General features: G+C 50.0%; 19 protein-coding genes and 1 tRNA gene. 5 read left to right on the forward strand and 15 right to left on the reverse strand.

The annotated features are described in order from the left end of the window. Positions 1-13 precede the first annotated feature (13 nt). The 5 genes from B9G79_RS17850 to B9G79_RS17870 form a co-directional block, all read right to left on the reverse strand. Positions 14-826, reverse strand: a complete 813-nt coding sequence (locus B9G79_RS17850) for a DUF4476 domain-containing protein (RefSeq protein WP_088566683.1) — start codon at positions 824-826, stop codon at positions 14-16. A gap of 124 nt (positions 827-950) precedes the next feature. Then, positions 951-1,040: transfer RNA gene (locus B9G79_RS17855), tRNA-Ser, on the reverse strand. 96 nt (positions 1,041-1,136) lie between these two features. Next, positions 1,137-2,432 carry a serine--tRNA ligase gene (serS, locus tag B9G79_RS17860; RefSeq protein WP_088566684.1) on the reverse strand — a complete coding sequence of 432 codons (1,296 nt, stop codon included), beginning with the start codon at positions 2,430-2,432 and terminating at the stop codon, positions 1,137-1,139. 31 nt (positions 2,433-2,463) lie between these two features. Further along, a complete protein-coding gene (locus B9G79_RS17865; protein WP_088566685.1) occupies positions 2,464-2,772 on the reverse strand; it encodes a hypothetical protein in 309 nt (102 codons plus the stop codon). Between the two features lie 27 nt (positions 2,773-2,799). Next, positions 2,800-5,697 (reverse strand): tetratricopeptide repeat protein, encoded by a 2,898-nt coding sequence (locus B9G79_RS17870; RefSeq protein WP_232468893.1) that lies wholly within the window; start codon positions 5,695-5,697, stop codon positions 2,800-2,802. A 260-nt stretch (positions 5,698-5,957) separates the two neighbouring features. On the opposite strand from B9G79_RS17870, the gene B9G79_RS17875 reads away from it, so the two are divergent. The 3 genes from B9G79_RS17875 (at position 5,958) to B9G79_RS17885 (ending at position 8,329) form a co-directional block, all read left to right on the forward strand. Further along, a complete protein-coding gene (locus tag B9G79_RS17875) occupies positions 5,958-6,356 on the forward strand; it encodes a hypothetical protein (RefSeq protein ID WP_011162695.1) in 399 nt (132 codons plus the stop codon). A 142-nt stretch (positions 6,357-6,498) separates the two neighbouring features. Further along, positions 6,499-7,401, forward strand: coding sequence for a polysaccharide deacetylase family protein (locus B9G79_RS17880; RefSeq protein WP_088566687.1), 903 nt, complete (start codon positions 6,499-6,501; stop codon positions 7,399-7,401). Between the two features lie 133 nt (positions 7,402-7,534). Next, the gene (locus B9G79_RS17885; RefSeq protein WP_088566688.1) at positions 7,535-8,329 is read left to right on the forward strand and encodes a trypsin-like serine peptidase; all 795 of its coding nucleotides are present in this window, start codon (positions 7,535-7,537) and stop codon (positions 8,327-8,329) included. Positions 8,330-8,372: 43 nt separating this feature from the next. Here B9G79_RS17885 and murA read toward each other — a convergent pair whose 3' ends face one another. The 4 genes from murA to B9G79_RS17905 all read right to left on the reverse strand — a co-directional run bounded on the left by murA (position 8,373) and on the right by B9G79_RS17905 (position 11,961). Then, positions 8,373-9,626, reverse strand: a complete 1,254-nt coding sequence (murA, locus tag B9G79_RS17890; RefSeq protein ID WP_088566689.1) for a UDP-N-acetylglucosamine 1-carboxyvinyltransferase — start codon at positions 9,624-9,626, stop codon at positions 8,373-8,375. Then, positions 9,619-10,500, reverse strand: coding sequence for a peptide chain release factor N(5)-glutamine methyltransferase (prmC, locus tag B9G79_RS17895; protein ID WP_088566690.1), 882 nt, complete (start codon positions 10,498-10,500; stop codon positions 9,619-9,621). The genes murA and prmC overlap by 8 nt, the downstream gene beginning before the upstream one ends. Before the next feature lie 3 nt (positions 10,501-10,503). Then, positions 10,504-11,577 carry a peptide chain release factor 1 gene (gene prfA, locus B9G79_RS17900; protein WP_088566691.1) on the reverse strand — a complete coding sequence of 358 codons (1,074 nt, stop codon included), beginning with the start codon at positions 11,575-11,577 and terminating at the stop codon, positions 10,504-10,506. A 138-nt stretch (positions 11,578-11,715) separates the two neighbouring features. Continuing rightward, complete coding sequence (locus B9G79_RS17905) at positions 11,716-11,961, reverse strand: type B 50S ribosomal protein L31 (protein ID WP_011162689.1); 246 nt, start codon at positions 11,959-11,961, stop codon at positions 11,716-11,718. A gap of 334 nt (positions 11,962-12,295) precedes the next feature. Between B9G79_RS17905 and B9G79_RS17910 the strand changes: the two genes are divergently transcribed. Next, complete coding sequence (locus B9G79_RS17910; protein WP_088566692.1) at positions 12,296-12,727, forward strand: hypothetical protein; 432 nt, start codon at positions 12,296-12,298, stop codon at positions 12,725-12,727. A gap of 78 nt (positions 12,728-12,805) precedes the next feature. Here B9G79_RS17910 and rho read toward each other — a convergent pair whose 3' ends face one another. Then, positions 12,806-14,533 carry a transcription termination factor Rho gene (gene rho / locus B9G79_RS17915; RefSeq protein ID WP_088566693.1) on the reverse strand — a complete coding sequence of 576 codons (1,728 nt, stop codon included), beginning with the start codon at positions 14,531-14,533 and terminating at the stop codon, positions 12,806-12,808. A gap of 393 nt (positions 14,534-14,926) precedes the next feature. Here rho and B9G79_RS17920 point away from each other — a divergent pair, with 393 nt between their 5' ends. Continuing rightward, positions 14,927-15,295, forward strand: a complete 369-nt coding sequence (locus tag B9G79_RS17920) for a PilZ domain-containing protein (RefSeq protein ID WP_011162686.1) — start codon at positions 14,927-14,929, stop codon at positions 15,293-15,295. A 68-nt stretch (positions 15,296-15,363) separates the two neighbouring features. On the opposite strand, the gene B9G79_RS17925 is transcribed toward B9G79_RS17920, so the two are convergent. The 5 genes from B9G79_RS17925 to gatA form a co-directional block, all read right to left on the reverse strand. Beyond that, entirely contained in the window at positions 15,364-16,719 is a 1,356-nt protein-coding gene (locus B9G79_RS17925) for an LPXTG cell wall anchor domain-containing protein (RefSeq protein WP_232468895.1), read from the reverse strand. A 113-nt stretch (positions 16,720-16,832) separates the two neighbouring features. Continuing rightward, on the reverse strand, positions 16,833-17,258 hold the full coding sequence (locus tag B9G79_RS17930; RefSeq protein ID WP_088566695.1) for a DUF192 domain-containing protein: 426 nt from the start codon (positions 17,256-17,258) through the stop codon (positions 16,833-16,835). A 7-nt stretch (positions 17,259-17,265) separates the two neighbouring features. Continuing rightward, positions 17,266-18,180 carry a Ppx/GppA phosphatase family protein gene (locus tag B9G79_RS17935; RefSeq protein ID WP_088566696.1) on the reverse strand — a complete coding sequence of 305 codons (915 nt, stop codon included), beginning with the start codon at positions 18,178-18,180 and terminating at the stop codon, positions 17,266-17,268. A 14-nt stretch (positions 18,181-18,194) separates the two neighbouring features. Continuing rightward, positions 18,195-19,628, reverse strand: a complete 1,434-nt coding sequence (gatB, locus tag B9G79_RS17940) for an Asp-tRNA(Asn)/Glu-tRNA(Gln) amidotransferase subunit GatB (RefSeq protein ID WP_088566697.1) — start codon at positions 19,626-19,628, stop codon at positions 18,195-18,197. After that, positions 19,618-21,090, reverse strand: coding sequence for an Asp-tRNA(Asn)/Glu-tRNA(Gln) amidotransferase subunit GatA (gene gatA / locus B9G79_RS17945; RefSeq protein ID WP_198298028.1), 1,473 nt, complete (start codon positions 21,088-21,090; stop codon positions 19,618-19,620). Before gatA ends, gatB begins: the two co-directional genes overlap by 11 nt. Position 21,091: the final 1 nt, after the last annotated feature.

Consider the following 21,091-nt stretch of genomic DNA (forward strand, 5'->3'; position numbering starts at 1 on the left):
AGCGCAAGAAAAATCAGATCCCGACGATGCGGCGGGCCTCTGCGCGATCAAAATAACTGAATCTGTCTTCAATCATCTTGGAAAGGTTTTCTCGGTCCACAACAGTTGCATGCAACAAACGAAGTGCTTTGAATTTTCCTTCAGAGAACGGGAATTCAGACACCACATCACCCAACTGAACCGCCTGCATTTCCGGTTTCTTTTTCAACCCGCGGTAAGAGGCCAGATAAGTTTCAATCACCGCAAACTTGTCTTCATCCCGGGAAGCTCTGTCGAGTTGTTCCAGCATCACGTCCGTTTTGATGGCGAAGAATCTTTTGGTCATCAGTTTGTTGACGTTATAAACCTCGATTTCGGCACCCGCAGGCATGAAGACCTGAATGCGCACATAACATCCGCCTTCAAGCTGCACGATTTCACGGTTGCTGGTGGCAATTGAACAAGAATAGCTGCCGCTACCGATTAGATCCAAAGTGGTGCCGTTGGGTCTTTCGTTCACCGAGCCCCAGGAAGCTGATTTCGCCCACACACGATAGATGCGCAAAAAGCCAGCGTCCGCCGGAAGATCCTTGGAATAGACAACTTCAACGTCATCATCAAAACCAAAGACGTTCACGTTGATCTTTTCATAGCCGTCCACGCGGAACTCAATGTCTTCAATGGAGGGATTGTATTTGGAAGGAATGGATGACCAGTTGATGCGATTTTTTACGCTGGGCTTTCCGTTGGCGTTGTTGTTGCCATCTTTCGAACCACCGCCGCTGTCACAGCCTGCAAGCAAAGCCAAAGACATCAATGAAACACAGATCTTGAAAAGAACCGACATAGTGATCACCTCATTGTTTTGAAGTCCGAATCACATCAAGTCACAGCCGCAAACGCAATAGGAAAGCAGGTTCCGGGGAAAACATTATTCAGTTTTACAGGATTTTTTGGGGAAGAAACCTAAATGGCGGAGAGTGAGGGATTCGAACCCTCGAGCCCCGCGAAGGGCTGCCAGTTTTCAAGACTGGTGTATTCAACCGCTCTACCAACTCTCCGTCGACCGTTTTATGGGTTTTGACGAGAGTATTCAAGCAGTTGTTTCCATGACGCAGCATGAGGTCGCCGCCTCATGCTGCCTGGATTTAAAGGACTTACTTACGAATCTCGGTACGGCCGCCCATATAAGGCTGCAAAGCCTTTGGAATGCCCACGGAACCGTCTTCACGCTGGTAGTTTTCCAGGATGGCCACCAAGGTTCTTCCCACCGCCAAGGCAGAGCCGTTCAGGGTGTGAACGAACTGAGGTTTACCACCCGCACTGCGGAAACGAATGTTCGCGCGACGAGCCTGGAAATCTTCGAAGTTAGAGCAAGAGCTGATCTCACGATACGCATTCTGACCCGGCAACCATACTTCCAGATCATAAGTTTTCGCAGATCCAAAGCCCATGTCCCCGGTGCACAGAAGCACACGGCGGAACGGAAGCTCCAGATCCATCAGGATCTGTTCAGCGTGGGAGGTCAATGCCTCGTGAACTTCATGGGACTTGTCCGGATGAGCAAATACCATCAATTCAACCTTGTCGAACTGGTGCTGACGAATCAGACCTTTGGTGTCGCGACCGGCAGACCCGGCTTCAGAACGGAAACACGGAGAATACGCACAGAAGCTTTGTGGCAGATCTTTTTCATCCAAGATCTCGTTGTTGTAGTAATTCGTCACCGGCACTTCCGCGGTTGGAATCAGATACAAGTCTGAACCTTCCAGATGGAAAACGTCCTCTTTGAATTTCGGGAAGTTCCCGGTGCCCAGCAAACTGTTGCTGTTCACCATGAACGGAGGAATCATTTCGGTGTAACCATGTTTCATGGAGTGTTTGTCCATCATGAACTGGATCAGCGCGCGCTCCATTTGCGCCGCCGCCCCTTTCAGGAAGGCAAAACGAGTGCCGGTGGTTTTACCAGCACGCTCGAAATCAATAATGTTCAGCGCTTCACCCAGTTCCCAGTGTTCTTTCGCTTTGAAAGCAAACTGGGTCGGAGTGCCAACAACTTTGATCTCTTTATTGTCTTTTTCAGAAGAACCCACTGGCACAGAAGAGTGCGGCTTGTTCGGAATCACCAACGCCAGGTTCGTCACCTGCTGATCGGCTTCCGCAGCCTTGGCTTCAAGCTCTTTCACCTGGGTTTTCAGAACGTCGACTTCCGCCAAAATAGCAGAAGCGTCTCCGCCTTCGCGTTTGATTTTACCGATCTCGCCGCTGAGTTTGTTTTGATTGGCTTTGGCTGTTTCTGCCAGAGTGATCAGTTCTTTACGCTTTTTATTAAGCTCCATGATTTGCTCAAGAACTTCGGTCGAAGCACCACGATTAACAAGACCCTGCTTGTATTCATCATAGTAAGAAGTTCCGTTTTCAGCTTTTTTCTCAAGAAGTTTAATATCAATCATCTCAACGTCCTTTTAACAACTAACGCCCCAATTAAGGTGCGACCAATATATACATGCGCAGAAGCATCGCCACAAGCACACAGATCAAATCAAAAATTAAAATCTGACCAATGCTCCAGTTCGCCAGAAGTTTCATGATAACGGCCACAACCACCACCATGACAAAAAGCAGGGCAAATGTTCCGTACCCCACCAGCTCCTGGCCGATCAAAGCCAGCGTCAACCCCAGGAGCAACCCTGTGATCAATCGCAAACTGATATGAAAAAGTGAGATTGTTGAAGACTTCACGCCCTCTTGTGCGCTGGAGGCAAGTCCTCTCATTTTATCGCCGATTCCCATGGCTTAAATTCCTTCCGTTGTCCGTCCCTAGTTGCCCAGTCTCATGATTTTCGCTTCTATTTCAGCACGATCCAAAGCATTTGGCGAGAGGCCAAGATATTTATTGTAGGCCTGCGCCGCAGAGCGGGTGTCGCCCTTCATTTCGTAAATGGCCCCTTGCTCCCGGTAAATTTCGGCATAACCGCTTTCGCGGGCTGATGCCAGGGCCAGCATGTCTTCAGCCACATCCAAGGATCCCGACTGACGGTAACACTGGGCGGACTTGACGTAAATATCCGCCCCTTGCGGACGAAGCTTCATGGCGGTGGAGTACTCTGCCGCACATTCGGCATACTGACGGCGGGCCGTGAACACTTCCGCCGCCAAAATATAGGAATCAGCCACGTTCGGATTCAGCTTTTTTTCGGATTTGGAGGCTTCCAAAGCCGTCGCAAAATCCCCCGAAGCAAACGCCGCCTTGCCAATATAATAGTGCGTGCGCGGGTAGTTGGCGTTCAGACGCTGCACCCGTTTAAACTGCTGGATGGCCTCCTCAAAACGGCTGGTTTCCAGATACAGTTTGCCGGCTTGGAACAAAGCCTCCCCATCGGTGGGATCCAAAACGGCGGCACTTAAGAACGCCTTCAAGGCTTTATCATTCAGACCCAAAGCCTTTTCACTTTCACCCAGCCCCAGCCATGCTTTTTTATTGCGCGGATCTGCCTCGGCGACCTTTTCATAAATATCCTTGGCCTGGCTGTAGCGGTCTTCGGATTTATATACTTCCGCCAAAGCGATTCGATAGTCCAAGGTGTAGGAGAAGCGTTTGATCAGTTCGTTTAGATAAGTGATCCCGGAATCCACCCCGTTGGTTTGCGCCAGCATCTTGGCATAGGTGATCTGCGCTTCCGGATTGGTGGCATCAATTTCCACCGCCTTGGTGGCATAGCGAATCGCATCTTTAGATGCATTTTCCTTACGCTCAATTTCCTTTTTGTTGATCGGCATGATCGAGCGGGCGAGCAGTCCGTTGGCTTTGGCCAACAAAATATATGTATCAATGTCCCCGTCATAGGCCTTCGCCGCACGCAGAGCATAGTTCACAGTGCCCGGCATGTTGTTTTTGCGGAACTCCAACTGCGCCAATCCCCGCAAAACTTCATAGTTGTTTGGCGCAATTCTCATGGCGTTGGTCAGGATCTGCAAAGCCCCGACAAAGTCAAAACGCTGGGACATATAATCAGCCTGAAGCACATACGCGGACACCAGCTTCGGTTCGGCCTTGATCGCTTTATTCAACCACTCAATGGCTTCAAAGCTTTGATTCAGTTGCCACAAGGCCTTGGCCGCCTTCATGGCCGCGGTTCCGTTTTTAGGGTCTGCCTCAAAAGCCGCTTTGAATTCAGCCTGCGCTGCCAGGAAGTCCCCTTGGCGCACGTACTGGTCACCCAAGTACAGCAATTCATTGTTACGGCCTTTTTCGCCCTTCACCTTGTCAGTACCCCCCAGACGAATCACCAACTGACGAAGCTCGCCGTTGTTGGGATTCAGTCCGAAGGCTTTCTGTGCGACTTCCAGGGCTTTCTTTTTCTCACCACGCAAGACAAAGATTTCAGCCAAAGCGCCGTAACCTTCCGCCTCAATCAAAGAGGGGATGCGCCCCTTGGATTCCAAACCGGAATTCAAGAAAGCATAGGCGGTGTCAGATTTTTTAAAGCCATGGTATTCCACGATACCGGCAAAGACTTTGGCTTCTTTGTGTTTTGGATTTTTCGTCAGAACATTTCTCAGAATTCCCGCAGCCGAGGTGAAATCACCCTGATGATAAAGCGCCTGCGCCAAAGCCACCTGCGGATGCAGCCACTTTTCCCAAAGCTGAGCCGCTTTTTCATAGTAAGGCACGGCATTCACGTAATCTTTTTCACCCGCCAAAAGCTCGGCTTTGAAATCATAAAGCACCGGAAGCAAAGAAAACGGCTCAGAGCCTTCCAGCGTGGCCTCGATGGTTCCTTTGGCTTCTTTGTATCGGCCCGCCGTCATCAGCTTCACGGATTCACACACCTGACCAAACGGGCTGATCACATTCAAGGCCCGGGTCGCTTGCGTGATCCCGGCGATGGTTTTAATATCCTGCGCATCCTGAACCGCGAACGGCCACAGCTCATAGTACACCACACAAAGCAGAGCGCGCACTTCGATGTTCATCGGCGCACCCTCAACAATGCTGACCAGTTTGTTCTGGGCTGCGACGTAGGATTCAAAAGTGTCCTGCTCCATCGCAAAAAGGGCTTCATTCAGCTTTTCTTTGATCTGCTGGTCTGAAAGCGTGGCTGTGGATTTTCCTGGCGCCAAAAGATGAATCTTGGAACCATCCGCAGGCCCGCTATCCCACAACAAGAACACGCCCAGAACAATCACTACCATTAAAATCAAGGCGGGGATTTTCAGGGATTTGGCGATCTCGCCTTTTTCCATGTTTTTGATATTGGAAAGTTCAATCACGGAATCAGACTTGGATTCCCCCGAGCTGACCGAGGCGATCTTCTGCGCTGGCGGAACATAGGCCGGTGTATCCAGCACATCAATTTGTTGCAGCAGCGGTTTTTGCGGTTGAACGTTGGCGAAGCTTTCCGGCGAAGGGGTGCTGCCGGTGTTCGTGTTGTTGCGCGGAGCTTTCGGTGCCTGCACGATCACGGTTTCAGCTTCCATCTTCTGGGCTTTTTTCGGATCGACGTCAACGACACCTTCCAGGGCTTCCAGAAGTTTGTCATAGAACGCTGGCTCTTTGGAAATCAGCGTCCACTGGCCATCGGGAAGTTTAGAAATCATCTCCTGACCGGAAAAGACACCCTCACCAATCATTTTAAGAATGGCTTCGGTAGAGTAAGGTCCTTTGACCTGACCTTTTCTAGTTTTAACAACCCAAGTGACCTGAATGCGTGACATAGACACCTGATTATACAAAGGTTTTTTGACAAAGGTTACGACCCTCATGGGGGTGTCTCAAGGTCTGTGCTTTAGTCAAGGAAGCTGGTTCCAGAATAGAACCTAAAACCCATTATGGAATTACCCCTGGTTCCGATTTGAGTGCTTAAGTCGAGCCTGGCCGACCTCAGATCGAATTAAATGCACTTTCAGGACTGTCTCATATTGGCACACGGTTTGCTTTATAGGACATCGTAAGTTCGTGATTTGGGGAGTAAGTAGTGATTCGTAACGCTTTGATTGCAGCATACATCTTGGTAGTACTGGCGATTTCCGCGGTAGCACGTGCTGGTGTTTTGCCAAACAATGCAATGGGCGAAGAAGTCGGTGTTTCCGATCTTCAAAACTACAACTTCAAAACTCACACAGGTGAAATCGTGGCTTTGGCTGACGGCTCTCTCGTTTTGGCGATGGCTGACCAGCAAACATTCTTCCTTTTGAAGTCACAAATCGACCTGACTCCTTACATTGGTTTTAAAGTTATGATGAGCGGTATTGAACTTGAACATCAACTTGCTCCCAATTTTGAGCTGGAAACTGTGGACCCCCTCCCTGGTTTCGGCTTCGGGAACAAAACGGTCGTCTTCTTTGTGTTTGGTATCAGCGAGGTTACTCAGTAATCTCAATCATGAGTCTCAGCCCCATCCCCTCCGCGGGCTGAGACTGTTTTTTTCTCTTAAAAAGGCCTGCGGATCCCCCTCCTTGCAGGCCTTTTCTTTTTTAAAAGTTCAAAAAATCGAAGTTAAGTGCCATGGTTGATTTATGAAATCACTCATCGCTGTTTTTGCAATCCTGATCATTCCCGGCTTCGCACAGTCCACCGAAGTTGCCATCACCATGGACGACTTTAATGTGCATGAAGAAACCCACCTTCCTGCGGAAAAAAGAAACGAAGCCATCTTAGCGGCCCTGAAAAAACATAAAATCAAAGCCGCCCTTTTTGTGACGTGCAAACACCTGAAATCCCCGCGGGACGAAAAGCTGCTGGCGGAATGGTCCAACCAGGGACACCTGATCGGCAATCACACCGTGAACCACAATCGCTTCGACGCCAAGGTCAGCGTCAGTGACGAGATTGCCGAAATCCAGCAATGCGATGAGCAGCTGAAATCCCAGAAGAACTTTGAAAAGATCTTCCGCTTCCCGATGCTGGCAGAAGGGGACACCGCCGAAAAGCGCGATGCGGTTCGCGACTGGATGAAGAAGAACTCCTATCGCAATGGACACGTGACCATTGATGCTTCGGACTGGTATGTGGACCGCCGCCTGCGCGACAAACTTGCCACCGATCCTGATTTTGATCTTTCCAAATTCCGCGATTTTTACCTGGAGCACATGTGGGACCGCGCCCAGTATTACAATGATCTTTCCAAAAAAGTCCTGGGCCATGAGGTGAAGCACACTTTACTGGTTCACTATAATCTGGTGAATGCGCTTTTCCTGGATGATCTGATTGCGATGTTTAAAAAACGCGGCTGGAAAGTGATCGATGCAAAAAAAGCCTTCAAAGATCCAGTCTTCACAAAGCTTCCCAACAGCATGCCTTCAGGACAAAGCCTGATCTGGGCGCTGGCGAAAGAAAGCGGAAAGCTCGAAGGTGAACTTCGTTATCCGGGTGAAAACGACACCTATGAAAAAGAAAAAATGGATGCTCTGGGTTTGTAAATCCACCTTCTGTTTCTGCTAATTTTTGGAACGCATGTGTTTACGCAGCCAATGGTTGCAGCAGTGATCTTTGTTTTGATTTGTTGTTGGTTGTCCCATTAGATCTTTCAAAATTTTTTAGAAAGGTCTTTCAATGAAGTTCATTTTTTCTCTTTTACTTGCTTCCACCTTCTCGTCTTTGGCTCACGCTGAAATCTGCGGCGGCACTGATGATCGCGCTCTTTCTTTCGACAGCAAGGTCGGCCGCCTGGTTAAAGACGGCGCCACTCAAGGCTGCACAGTGACTTTGGTCAGTGACAACTGTGTTGTGACGGTGGGGGCGTGTGCTTTGGACCGTGACTATGTCGAATTCAACGTTCCGGTATCCGTTGCCGGTGTCGCGCAGAAGTCTTCCCTGGAAGACCGTTACTATGTAGAAAAAGGCACGGAACGCCACAAAGCGGACGGCATTGGACATCAGTGGGCTGTGCTAAGACTGAAACCCAACGAAGTGACAGGCAAAAATGCAGGGGCTGTTCAGGGCTTCTATCATATAGCGACGAAGAAATCCCAGAATAATGATCCTATTCGGGTGGTCAGCTATGGCTACGCTTTGAATGATCTTTATGACATCAAACACGGTGAAATGCCGGCCAATTCCAATCCGGAACAGATGCATTTTGCGCAGCAAGTGTCCCATGGAAAACTTGTGAAAGCGGGCATCTTCCTGATTCCTGAAATCATCGAACACGATGCCGACACTTCATATGGCAGTTGGGGCGCACCAGTGATCAACGAAAAGACCAATGAACTTGTCGGGATCAACACTCACGGCGGTTGCCGCGCACAATACGTGGTGAAGGCGGGGGCTCGTTATACAAACTCTGGAACCTCCATCACCGGATCTTCCGCATTCAGTAAAGCCATCAAAGCCTGTGTGGGGAAATAGTTCGCAGAAATAAAAAAGGCTCCGTGAAGGAGCCTTTTCTTTCTTATTCAATTCTTCTGATCTTAGCACCCAGGGAGGAAAGCTTGTCTTCAAGCTTTTCATATCCACGATCCAGATGATAAATACGGCTGACAACGGTTTCACCGGAAGCCACCAGACCCGCAAGCACCAATGAAGCACTGGCGCGCAAGTCCGTTGCCATCACCGGCGCACCGGTCAACTGACCAGGGCTGCCACGAACAACGGCCACACGGGTTTTCGGCGTGATATCCGCACCCAGACGGCAAAGCTCGGTCACGTGCATGAAACGGTTTTCAAAAACAGTTTCAGTGATAACACTGGTCCCGTGAGCAACCGTCATCAGTGCCATGAACTGCGCCTGAAGATCTGTCGGGAACAATGGGTGAGGAGCCGTGGTGATATCCACCGCCTCCCACTTGTCACAAGGGAAGACCGTCATGGTGTCTTTCGTTGTTTCGATCTTAAAGCCCGCTTCGCGCATTTTCAGAATCAGTGCTTCCAGATGAGCCGGCACACACTTCGTCACCGTCACTTGACCTTTGGTGATCGCGCCGGCAATCAGCAAAGTTCCCGCTTCAATACGATCAGGCATGATAGAGTGTTTTGCAGGCGTCAGTTTTGCCACGCCTTCAATACGAATCACGCTGGTCCCATGACCCGTGATCTTGGCACCCATCTTGTTCAGGTATTCAGCCAGATCAACGATCTCAGGCTCTTTCGCCGCGTTTTCAAGAACCGTCACACCGTCAGCAAGAGTCGCTGCCATCATCACGTTCTCAGTTCCACCCACGGTCACTGTTTCAAACAGGAAAGTTCCACCTTTTAGTTTCGGGGAACCTGCGTGAACATAACCTTCTTTTTGCGTGATTGTTGCGCCCAGGGCTCTGAAGCCGTCCAAATGCAAATCAATAGGACGACTTCCGATGGCACAACCACCCGGCTGGGAAACAACGGCTTCACCGTATTTTGCCAGCATCGGGCCCATGCACAGGAAGCTTGCGCGCATCTTGCGAACCAGATCGTAAGACGCTTCAAAAGAAGAAGGCTTGTTCACAGTAACGTGAAATTCATCACCCACCCACTTTGTTTCACAGCCCAGGCTGTTTAAAAGTTCAGAAGTGGATTCGATATCCTTCAGTTTCGGCATATTGGTGAAGACGTGGTTGCCTTCAGCAAGAAGAGTCGAAAACAAAATTGGCAGAGCAGCGTTCTTTGCACCACTCGTAGCGACAGTACCTTTTAGTGGGCCATTGCCCATGACGACCATTTTATCCATGTGTTTCTCCGCGGATGACTCTATCATGCCCAGAAAGATCTTTGATGACACTGATTTCGTTAAATATTTTTAAGCTTTCATAGGCCTGCTTCATCGCCGGTCCCTGACTCATTCCCATTTCCATCAACATCAAGCCCGGTGTCTTCAGGTAGGGGGCGAAAGCTTTGGACCATCCCTTTAGTAGGGCCAAGCCGCTGTCTTCGGCATACAAAGCCGAGTTGGGTTCAAACTTCTTAACGTTTTCTTCCACCTGCGGGTCATCCGAAGCGATGTACGGAGGATTGGAAACCAACACATCAATCCCGCTTTGTCCGGTGAAGTCCTTGTAAGCCGACATGATGGCTTCCACATTTCCCGCATCCAGGTTCAGGAATTGAACCCGATCGGCCACTTCCAGCGCCTGCGCATTTCGTTTCGCGACTTCAATGGCCCCCGGAAGCAGGTCCACGGCGATCAGCTTGGCGTTTGGATATTCCTTCAAAAGGCTCAATCCAATGCACCCCGAACCACATCCCAGGTCAATAAGACCCAAGGATGCTTCTTTGTCCGAAGCCCACGCCAGAACATCTTCCACAATGTGTTCAGTTTCCGGGCGCGGGATCAGCACCTGGTTGTTCACCTCGAAACGGTGATTGAAGAAATCACGATAACCCAGAATGTAGGCCACCGGCTCTCCGGAAGCGCGACGGCGGACCAGTTCACGCAGAACGGCCAGCTCTTCATCCTTCATCGGCTGATCAAAGCGCAAATAAAGCTGAATGCGTTCCAGCTTCAGCCCGTGAGCCAAAAGCAGTTCCGCATCCAAACGTGGAGTATCGATTTTTTTGTCTTTGAAGAAAGCTGTGGTTTTATCGAGTATTTCTTTTAGTTTCATTCATTAAGCAGAGACTTGTTTTTTAAGTGCCTCTGCTTGGAAGTTAGCAATGAGTGGGTCAATCAGCAACTCAAATGAACCGCTCATAACCTGATCCAGCTGGTGGATCGTCAAACCGATGCGGTGATCGGTGATACGGGTCTGAGGGAAGTTGTAGGTGCGGATGCGCTCAGAACGATCGCCTGTACCGATCTGCTCCAGGCGGACATCGGACGCCTCTTTACGGGCCTTTTCGTCCTCAATCTGCTGCAGTTTTGCGTAAAGGATCTGGAAAGCACGCTCACGGTTTGTGGACTGTGATTTACCTTCCTGACATTTAACGTCGATACCGGTCGGCAAATGCACGACACGAACTGCGGATTCAGTTCTGTTCACCGACTGACCGCCGGAGCCTTGAGAACGCATGGTCTCAATACGCACGTCAGACATCGGGATCTTGATTTCCGAAACTTCAACCTCTGGGATCACCGCCACCGTCACAGTGGACGTGTGGATACGACCCGCGGCTTCCGTTTTAGGAACACGCTGAACGCGGTGAACGCCGGATTCGTATTTCAGTTTACTAAAGACGGAATCGCCCGTGACACTGGCGATGATCTCTTTGGCACCGCCGGCATTGCCTTCAGAGAAAGAAATCATCTCCACCTTCCACCCTTGAGTGGAGGCATAGTGAACATAACCACGGAACAATTCATCAGCGAACAAAGCCGCTTCATCCCCACCGGCACCGGCACGAATCTCAAGAATGGTATTCTTGTCGTCGTTCGGATCTTTGGGAATCAGGGCGATTTTAAGCTGTTGTTCAAGTTCAGGCAGCTCAGCTTCAAGCTCTTTCACCTCTTCACGGATCAGTTCACGCATTTCTGCATCCTGTTCCGCAGTCAGAAGCTCTTTGCTGGCTTTCAGGTTTTCAGTTTTCTTTCGATAGTCGCGATAAACCAGAACGATCTTTTCCAGATTGCCCAGTTCTTTCATCAAAGCACGGTATTGCGTCTGATTAGAGGCAATGTCCGGTCTTTGAAGAGCCATATTGACTTCTTCGTAACGAGATTCGACTGCATCTAACTTCGAGAACATGGCTGAGGCTCCTGGATCTATTGATAGGTCTGATAAATCATGCTGATCGGGATTGGGACCATCGCTGAAAACGAAAATGCGGTTCGAAGATTGAACCGCATTTCATACAAGAACGTCCTCCGAACGGAGGTCTGAAATTTACTTCTTGCCGTAACGTTTTTTGAAACGATCGATACGACCTTCAGTATCCATCACACGTTGCTTACCAGTGAAGAACGGGTGAGATGCAGAAGAGATCTCAACTTTGATTAGTGGATATTCTTTACCATCTTCCCATTTAACAGTTTCGGAAGAGTGCAGAGTAGATGTTCCCAAGAAACTGAAGTCGCAAGAGATATCTTTAAATACAACAGTATTTACTTTTGGGTGTAGGTTTTGTTTCATGACCTGATTCCTTCTAAATAATTTAACCTATGGGTCTTAAGCTGTAAGGATGTAACATACTGACTACCCCGTGTCGAGCAGAAATCGCTGCTTTTTTTAGCAACAGATCCGCCGACCATGGCCACCCTTGGTTTCGTTAATATTTAATAATAACGTATATTTAAGATATATCATGACCAACCCCAGATGAACCTCGGGGGCTCCCGCCAACGCCAGGAAAACCGGACCTCCCCGAAGCCGACAGCCCCTTGTATTTTGCCTTCGCCCCTGACGGAATCTTGAGAGCCACCCCGGGCGCACCTACCCTTGAGCCACTATAACAAGGAGGAATTCCATGAAGTTTCTGATCCCTTTTGCGGCCGTTTTAACCCTGTCTCATGTGGCATCGGCCGAAAGCATCTATTGCACCTTCACTGAACCTTTTATTTCCGTGTCCTATAACTCCGACACCAACAAGGTGAAAGTCTCCACTCCGGATCAGGGCTCGGTTGAGCTGACCGGTAAAGTGACATTTGATAAAGGCGGCCTGATCCATATCACCTCTGAAGGCTTAAACCACAAGCTGACGGTGAATACGACCAAAGAGGGCTCCGACGGAATGTCCGACTTCGTCTATCCGTTTGAAGGTGTCATCAACACCGATCAGATCTATGGCGGTTGTGAAACCGATACTTTGAAAAAAACCGAACCCACTCCAGAGCCAGAGCCCCAACCGCAACCGCAACCTCAACCGCAGCCCGAGCCTCAACCACAACCCAATCCATAAATTAAAAAGGGAGTCTCATCGACTCCCTTCCTCATAACCTCAAATTTCCAATCTCCAATATCCAGGGCTAAGCAAAGCTTAGCCTGGTCCAGACATCGCCTTCAGGAAGTCGGTGTTTGTTTTCGTGCCTTCAACTTTATCGATCAGGAATTCCATCGCGTCGATAACGTTCATGGGCGCCAAAACTTTTCTCAGGATCCACAGACGGTTCAAGTCTGCTTTATCAACCAACAGGTCCTCTTTACGAGTGCCGGATTTGTTGATGTCCATGCAAGGGAAGATACGTTTTTCCATCAGCTTGCGATCCAGGTGGATCTCGGCGTTACCAGTACCTTTGAACTCCTCGAAGATAACCTCATCCATACGGGAACCCGTATCGATCAAAGCCGTCGCGATGATAGTCAAAGATCCGCCCTCTTCGATGTTACGAGCCGCACCGAAGAAACGTTTTGGTTTGTGAAGGGCGTTGGAGTCCACACCACCAGACAGGATTTTTCCAGAAGGCGGAACAACCGTGTTGTAAGCGCGCGCCAGACGAGTGATGGAATCCAGCAGGATGACAACGTCGTGTTTGTGTTCAACCAGACGTTTTGCTTTTTCAATAACCATCTCGGCAACCTGAACGTGACGAGTTGGTGGCTCATCGAACGTGGACGATACAACTTCACCTTTTACGGTACGTTGCATGTCGGTCACCTCTTCCGGACGTTCATCGATCAGAAGAACGATCAATTTCACTTCCGGATGATTGTGCGTGATCGCATTGGCAATTTGCTGCATCAAAACGGTTTTACCCGTTCTTGGTGGCGCCACGATCAAGGCACGCTGACCTTTACCCAGCGGAGCCATCAAATCCACAACACGCGTGGTGTATTCACCAGGGCTGTGTTCCAGCTTCAGACGCTCGTTAGGATAAAGCGGCGTCAAGTTGTCGAACAAGATCTTGTCTTTGCCTTTTTCAGTGGTCTCGAAGTTCAGAGAATCCACTTTCAACAATGCAAAGTAACGCTCGCCATCTTTCGGCGGGCGCACTGTTCCCGTCACCGTATCACCGGTTCTTAGACCGAAGCGACGGATCTGGGATGGAGAAACATAGATATCATCCGGACCTGGAAGATAGTTGTAATCCGGAGAACGCAGGAAACCGTAACCGTCCGGAAGGATTTCCAGAACGCCAGAACCATAAATGTCCTGACCCAGTTTCGCGGCACGCTTCAAAATTTCGAAGATCATGTCCTGACGGCGAAGACCGGCAGCGTTTTCGATTTTCAGTTTGTTCGCAAGCTCTGTTAGCTGCGTGATGTTTTTTGATTTCAAGTCCTTGGAGGACAACCAGCTCTTTTCCTCGTCGGTCAAAGAAATGTCCGCCAAATCCACGTCCTGAACCTGGGCCGGCATCGCTGAGTGAGCGTCATCACCCATCGGCTGGGCTTCATCGCGGCCACGGTCATGACGGAAGTCACGGCGCTGATTGTTGCCGCGATCGTTTCTGTGACCACCACGATCCCCACGGTCGTTGCGGTCACCGCGGTCATTGCGATCCCCACGATCACGATTGTCGCGATTGTGCGGGCGGAATTCACGGCGTTGCTGATTTTGTTGAGGTCTGTCCTGGCGAGGTTCCTGACCGGCTGGAGCGGCAGGGGCAGTTTCAGTGGCTTGTGGCGCAACGGGTGCGGCTTCGGCTGCAGGTGCTGGGGAAGCTTCGGCAGCTGCTGGAGCAGAGGTTTCTTCAGTAGTACTCTTCGCAGTGCGGGTACGTTTTTTTACCACCTCAACGCCTTGTTGATCTTTAGGTTCAGACAAACAAATTCTCCTTGTAGGGATTTAAATCAGAAAAAAGAGCGATATATATAGGAAGCCGATCCGACTGGATTCGTACTTATTCGTTATGACCCCACTGTCCTTGAGCCGCCCCCCGCTTGTCAACAGCAAAACTCCCGGGAGCCCCTTTGTAAGCTGATTGTTTCAGGGTGAAACAGGGTCGAGGAAACAGAAAGTTGTTCATAATGACTGGAAACTTAACAGTTTTTTTGTTTTCTAAAAGTGAAGCCATTTCAGGTGTTTAAATATGAGCCTGGGAAGGTCCGGTTTTCAAAATTTTAACCTGAAATTTCAAAAATCACCCCGACTCCCTATTAATTTTTGGTAAGTAATACCGAAAGGATAGTATCCAAATTTAAGCACAAGGAGTCTGACGTGGAGGACACATATACAGTTCCGGCACCAAGAACCCCTCTTAACCTCGAGGTGTCTTTTAAGCGCAATTACGCGCGCGAAGAGACCAAAGGCACGCTTAAGAATATCAGCATCACGGGAGCCTTTTTAGAGTTTGAGGGCGGAGAAGTTCGCGCCAACGAAAAACTAAACCTGGTCATTATCGTGGCCGGTCGTGAGCGCAAGATCGCCGCTCATGTGATCTGGACCAACTCTGTTGGGGTCGGCGTGAAGTTCATGCCGGTGAACAACCGTGACGTTCAGATTGTCGATGACCTGATCTATTTCGTGGAAAACTCCCGAAACGATCGCCGGTCCGTAATGGATACGATCTTTAAAAAAGTCGGATAAGATCCGGAAAAACAAAAAGAGCGAGTGAAAACTCGCTCTTTTCTTTTTTGGAGGACCCGGGAACCTGATTATGTTCCTACGTGGGTGTTGTCCATAGCCTGCTGTTCAAGCTCTTTCTGTTTTCTTTTCTTTCTCATCACAATCAGCACTGCCAAACCTGCGGCTGCCAGACCAACAACTGCCAAAGCCATTGTTGTGTCGTTATCCATGCCGGTCGGAGCTTCTTCAGCCACTTGCGGAGCCGGAGGATTGATTGCTTCCACTGGTGGTGGTGGTGGTGGTGGCGCCATGTCCTGAGCCATGTCTGGCGGCGGAGGAGGCGGAGCCATATCACCCGCTTGCTCCATCGGAGGCGGTGGGATGTCCATCTGAGCCTGCTGAGCCATTGGATCTTCCGGCATTGGTGGAGCCGGGATTTCTTCCGCAGGAGCCGCAGGCATATTGCCAGCCACTTCCTGGTGCGGTTGTTCCATCGCAGGTTGCGCCGGAGCCGGAGCCGCAGCAACCGCGCCGCCTCTCCAGTAACGAAGCTCTGTACCTTCAGCGATATTGCCTTTGGAGTCTACAGAGTTAGAGGACCAAACCTCTTTCCATGCGTTGTCATAACCCAGAAGGTCTTTGGAAACTTTTCTGATGTTGTCACCGGCTTTAGCCACGTAAGTCTCAGGCGCAATGCCGTTGTCTTCGTAGTAAGTGATCATGCGGGCAGAGTCGTCCGGACGATTTGGAGAATTGTAGTAAACCTTGTCACCAGCGCGAACGTCGCGGGAATTGAATGTCGGGTTGCCTTTTTTCAGTTCCTTGCGCTTGTCAGCGCCATAGATCATCTGGCTGATACCTTTCAAAGTGTCACCCGGGCGAGCGAAGTAAACTGTATTGAACCAGGTGCCGCCGGCCTTCCAAGGAGTTGTTGCAACTTTTTGCAATGGAGCGCTGGCTTTCTTCGGAGCTTCCGAAGAGGAATCAACCACTGTCGTGGAAGACTCAGTCACAGTGGAACTTTCAAAGACAGAGTTGGAGGAAGTGTCCGTCGTCGTTGTTGTTTCAGCTACAGAAGTTGTTGGAGCTGGAACATCGGCAGCAGGAGCTTCTGCGAACGGGTCGGCTGGCAAAGTTTCAGTGGTCGTCGCGACATCGGTCTGTTCTGTGGTGGCCTGATCATCACCCAGAGTCGTTTCAGCAGTTGTGGTTGTTGTTTCAGTGGTTGTTGTGGTTTCGCCCAGAGCATCTTCTGGCAGTTGGTCGCTGGCCAAAGAGTCATCACCAGCAATTTCAAGGGCGTCATCACCTTCTAGTTTTTCAAGGTCTGCGGAATCGAAGTCGGAAGCAACTTCAGCGTCTGCTTGGCTATCTTTAGACGTACAGCTTGTTACTTGGAATGCCAGACCTAGGCACGCTAGTAAGATAACGAGTTTTTTCATCATGTATTCATCCTTGATTGATGCCACGAAACATACTGTTTCAGTAAAGCGTTATTAACAATCTAAGCACAAGATCGAAGTCATGCAAACACTAAGAAAATCACTGGACTTTTGATCTAGTGGATCTTGAGTTTGGAACCCATCTTTATTTTATTTTTATCGAACCAACCTTTGTTCATTTCAAGCGCATACTTCGCAGGTTGTGCACTGGCATAAGACGGCAAGGCCGAGTCCGGAACACCTTTCCCGGACTTCATTTCCTTCACATCGATCAAGGTCAGACTTTTGTCGAAGTAGCCAATGGACAGATCTATTAATGTGTTCTTCATCCAGAAGAATCGGGTTTCCTCATTTTTAAATATAAAGAGCATTCCTTCATCTTCACCCATCTGTGAGCGGAACATCAGGCCGCGCTCATGCTGGTCAGGTGTCTCGGCCACCTCCACGACAAAGGTCTTGGAGCCCAGAGTGACTTTCTTCTTTGAAAATTCCTTGGCCGCAAAGGCCTGCGGAAGCAGGACCAGGAACAGTCCTGCAAACATGACAAACTTAGCGAGCGTAGAACATTTCCAGCGCAACACCATACCGAACCCCTTTGGTCGTAACAACCATACCTTCCAAATTTAAAGCTTCCACCACTGCCAGCAGGATCGAGGCCCCCGCAAAGATAATATCCGCTCGGCCGCCCAGATGGTACTTGGTCTTTTTTTCTTCGACGGTGGTACGGGCAAATTCCTCCACCCAATGGGCCAGACGGTCTTTCTTCAAAAAGAAACCATCCACTTTCTTTTCATCAAAGCCACCGACCTCGATCGCCACCAGCGCTGTGGGTGTTCCCGCAACAGCCACGATCTGATCAATCTTGTGCTTTGTAATTTCTGGCAAAATTGTCGCCAGTTGCTCCTGAATATAGGCTTCCAAGGGCTTGCGATCCTTTTCGATCACCGGCTGGGTTGTGACAAACTTTTCCGTCAGGCGAACACCCCCAATATCAAGACTGTGGCCGTACAGGATGTCAGCGCCCTTGCCAACGATCAGTTCGGTGGAGCCACCGCCAACGTCCACCACCAGGGAAGTCACATTCGGATCGGTGCCCCCGGCAGTCCCGCCCAGATAAGTGATTCTTGCTTCATCCTCGCCAGGAATAATTTCAATCGGAATTCCCAGCTCTTCGCCAATACGAAAAAGCTCCTGACCATTACGCGCATCTCGCGCGGCCGAGGTCGCCATCGCCAGAATCTGATCGACATGCTCAGAATCGATTTCTTTTTTAAATTCCGTCAGACACTGGCGGGCCCGGGCCAAGGCATCGGGATGGAATTCGCCGGTCTGACCAACCCCCTGACCCAAACGCACAACCTGCATCAAATCACGATGCACCTTTTTGATTCCGTCTTTGTCGCCTGAAGCAATCAGACACAGAAAAGTGTTCGTTCCCAGATCAAGTGCTGCAACTTTCTTCATTTCTTTATCCTGTTCTATTTCAACTTTTCCTGAAGGATCTTATTTACCAGTTCCGGATTGGCCTGCCCCTTGGAGGCCTTCATCACCGCGCCGACAAAGAAGCCAAAAAGGTTTTTCTTTTTGCCGGACTTGTGATCTTCGACGGTCTGCGCGTTAGCCGCCAGCACTTCATCCACCAGTTTTTCAATGGCGGCGGGGTCCGAGATCTGCACCAGTCCTTTTTCCTTCATGATGACTTCCGGATCTTTTCCGGAGTCCCACATTTCCTGGAAGATGGTTTTGGCAATCTTACCGGAAATTGTGCCCTTGTCGATCATCGCGATCATTTTGCCCAACTGCGCCGGTTTGATGGGGGATTCTTTGATGTTCTTGTTGGCGGAATTCAATTCACGCAAAAGCTCTGTCATAATCCAGTTCGAGGACGCCTTGAAATTTCTGGATTCTTTCGCTGTGTCCTCATAGAAATCCGCCAGATCTTTTTCCGTGGTCAGCACGGCGGCATCGAGCTCTGGCAATGCGTGCTGCTCCTGAAAGCGCTTCGCGCGGGCAATCGGAAGCTCCGGAAGTTCTTTTTTGTACTTTTCAATGATGTCGTCAGTAACTATCACCGGCAGCAGATCCGGATCCGGGAAATAACGATAGTCTTGCGCATCTTCTTTGGCGCGCATTGAGAAGGTGCGGTTCTTGTCCGGATCCCACAAACGGGTTTCCTGAATAATCTTTTCACCTCGCTCCACACAGTCAATCTGACGTTCAATTTCATATTCAATCGCTTTTTCCACAAAGCGGAACGAGTTGATGTTTTTGATTTCGACTTTGGTTCCGAACTGAGTGGCGCCCTCTTTGCGGACCGAAACGTTGCAGTCACAGCGCAAAGAGCCTTCTTCCAGGTTTCCGTCACACACATCCAAGTACCGCACAATCTGACGGATCGTGCGTGCGTATTCGGCGGCTTCCTGAGGAGTCCGCATGTCAGGACCCGAGACCACCTCCAGCAGTGGAATGCCGGCCCGGTTGTAATTGATCAAAGTGTATTCGCCGTGGTGATTGGATTTTCCAGCGTCTTCTTCCATGTGTGCGCGGGTGATGGAAACAGTTTTTTCTTTCCCTTCCACCTTAAAGGTGATGGAGCCGTTTTCACAGATCGGCTGATCGTACTGGGAAATCTGATAGCCTTTTGGAAGATCCGGATAAAAATAGTTCTTTCTGGCAAAAACAGATTTACGACGGATGTCACAACCCAGAGCAAGGCCCGTTTTGATCGAGTACTCAACCACTTTGCTATTTAGAACCGGCAGGGTGCCGGGCATGCCCACGCTGACGGGTGACGTGTTTTCATTGTCACCGGCATCAAAGGTGGTTGCTTCCGAGCTGAAGATTTTTGTCCTGGTGCTTAGCTGCACGTGGATCTCAATGCCTATGACAGCTTCATAGCCTCTAGATGACATGGGGATGTTTTCCTTTCACCAAAGAGGCGCTCTCCAGTGCATAAGCCACATTCAGCATTTTTTGTTCTTCAAAGTGACCTGCCGTCAGTTGAATGCCGATGGGAAGACCGCTTTGAGATTGCCCGAAGGGAACACTCATTCCCGGAAGCCCGGCCAGATTTGTTGAAGTGGTGAAGATGTCATTCAGATACATCGCCAGCGGATCAGACACCCGCTCGCCAATCTTGAAGGCGGGCGCGGTGGTCACAGGACTCAGGATGACATCACATTTTTTGAAGGCTTCCAGATATTGTTGCATGATCAGGCGGCGCACCTGACCGGCTTTATTGTAAAATGCATCATAGTAACCACTAGAAAGGCAGTAGGTTCCCAGCATGATACGACGTTTGACCTCGGCCCCGAAGGCCTGCCCGCGGGTCTGACTGTAGAATTCTTCCAAATCCACAGCTGACAGATTTTTAAATTCCGCGCGGTATCCATATTTCACGCCGTCATAGCGGGAAAGATTCGACGATGCCTCACTGGCGGCCACCAGATAATACACCGGCACGGCAAACTCGGTCATGGGAACAGAGACTTCAACAATCTCAGCACCCAGTTGTTTCAATGTATCCACCGAGTTTTCCACAGTCTTTTGCACGTCTGGATGCAAATTTCCAGTCATGTATTCTTTCATCAGACCGATCTTCATGCCTTTCACATCGGCTTTCAGATTCTGACTCCAGGCGGGGACTTTTTTCTGTGCGGTGGTGGAATCCTGCGGGTCAAATCCGGAAATCACTTCCAAGGTCAAAGCCGCATCCTTCACCGAACTTACCATGGGGCCTGCCTGATCCAGCGAAGACGCATAAGCAATGATGCCATAGCGGCTGACACGGCCGTAAGTGGGTTTTACCCCGACAATGCCACAGAAGCTGGCGGGCTGACGGATCGATCCGCCCGTATCAGTTCCCAAAGTTCCCGCCACCAGACGTGAAGCCTGCGCGGCCGCCGAGCCTCCGGAAGATCCGCCCGGCACTCGCTCCAGATCCCACGGATTTTTCACCACTCCGTGGAAAGACGTTTCGTTGGATGAACCCATGGCAAATTCGTCCTGGTTCAATTTTCCCATCACCACGACGCCGGATTTTTTTAGGCGCGCCACCGCTGTGGCGTCATAAGGGGGAACAAAGTTTTCCAGAATCTTGCTTCCGGCCGTGGTCGTAAGACCCTTGGTACAAAACATCTCTTTGATTCCAAAGGGAACACCCGCCAACAGACCGACATCCTCGCCCTTGGCAATACGTGCATCCAAGGCCTCGGCGTCCTGAACCGCGACAGGATTCAGGGAAGTGAAGGCATTCAGTTTCGGGTTCAAAGACTCAATGCGCTTACGGAAATGCTGTGCCACTTCCTTGGCACTGACCTTGCGAGTTTTGACGGCTTCGGCAATTTCCGAAATAGAGGCAAATGTTAAATCCACA

Source organism: Bdellovibrio bacteriovorus (assembly GCF_002208115.1).
Taxonomy (GTDB): Bacteria; Bdellovibrionota; Bdellovibrionia; order Bdellovibrionales; family Bdellovibrionaceae; genus Bdellovibrio; species Bdellovibrio bacteriovorus_C.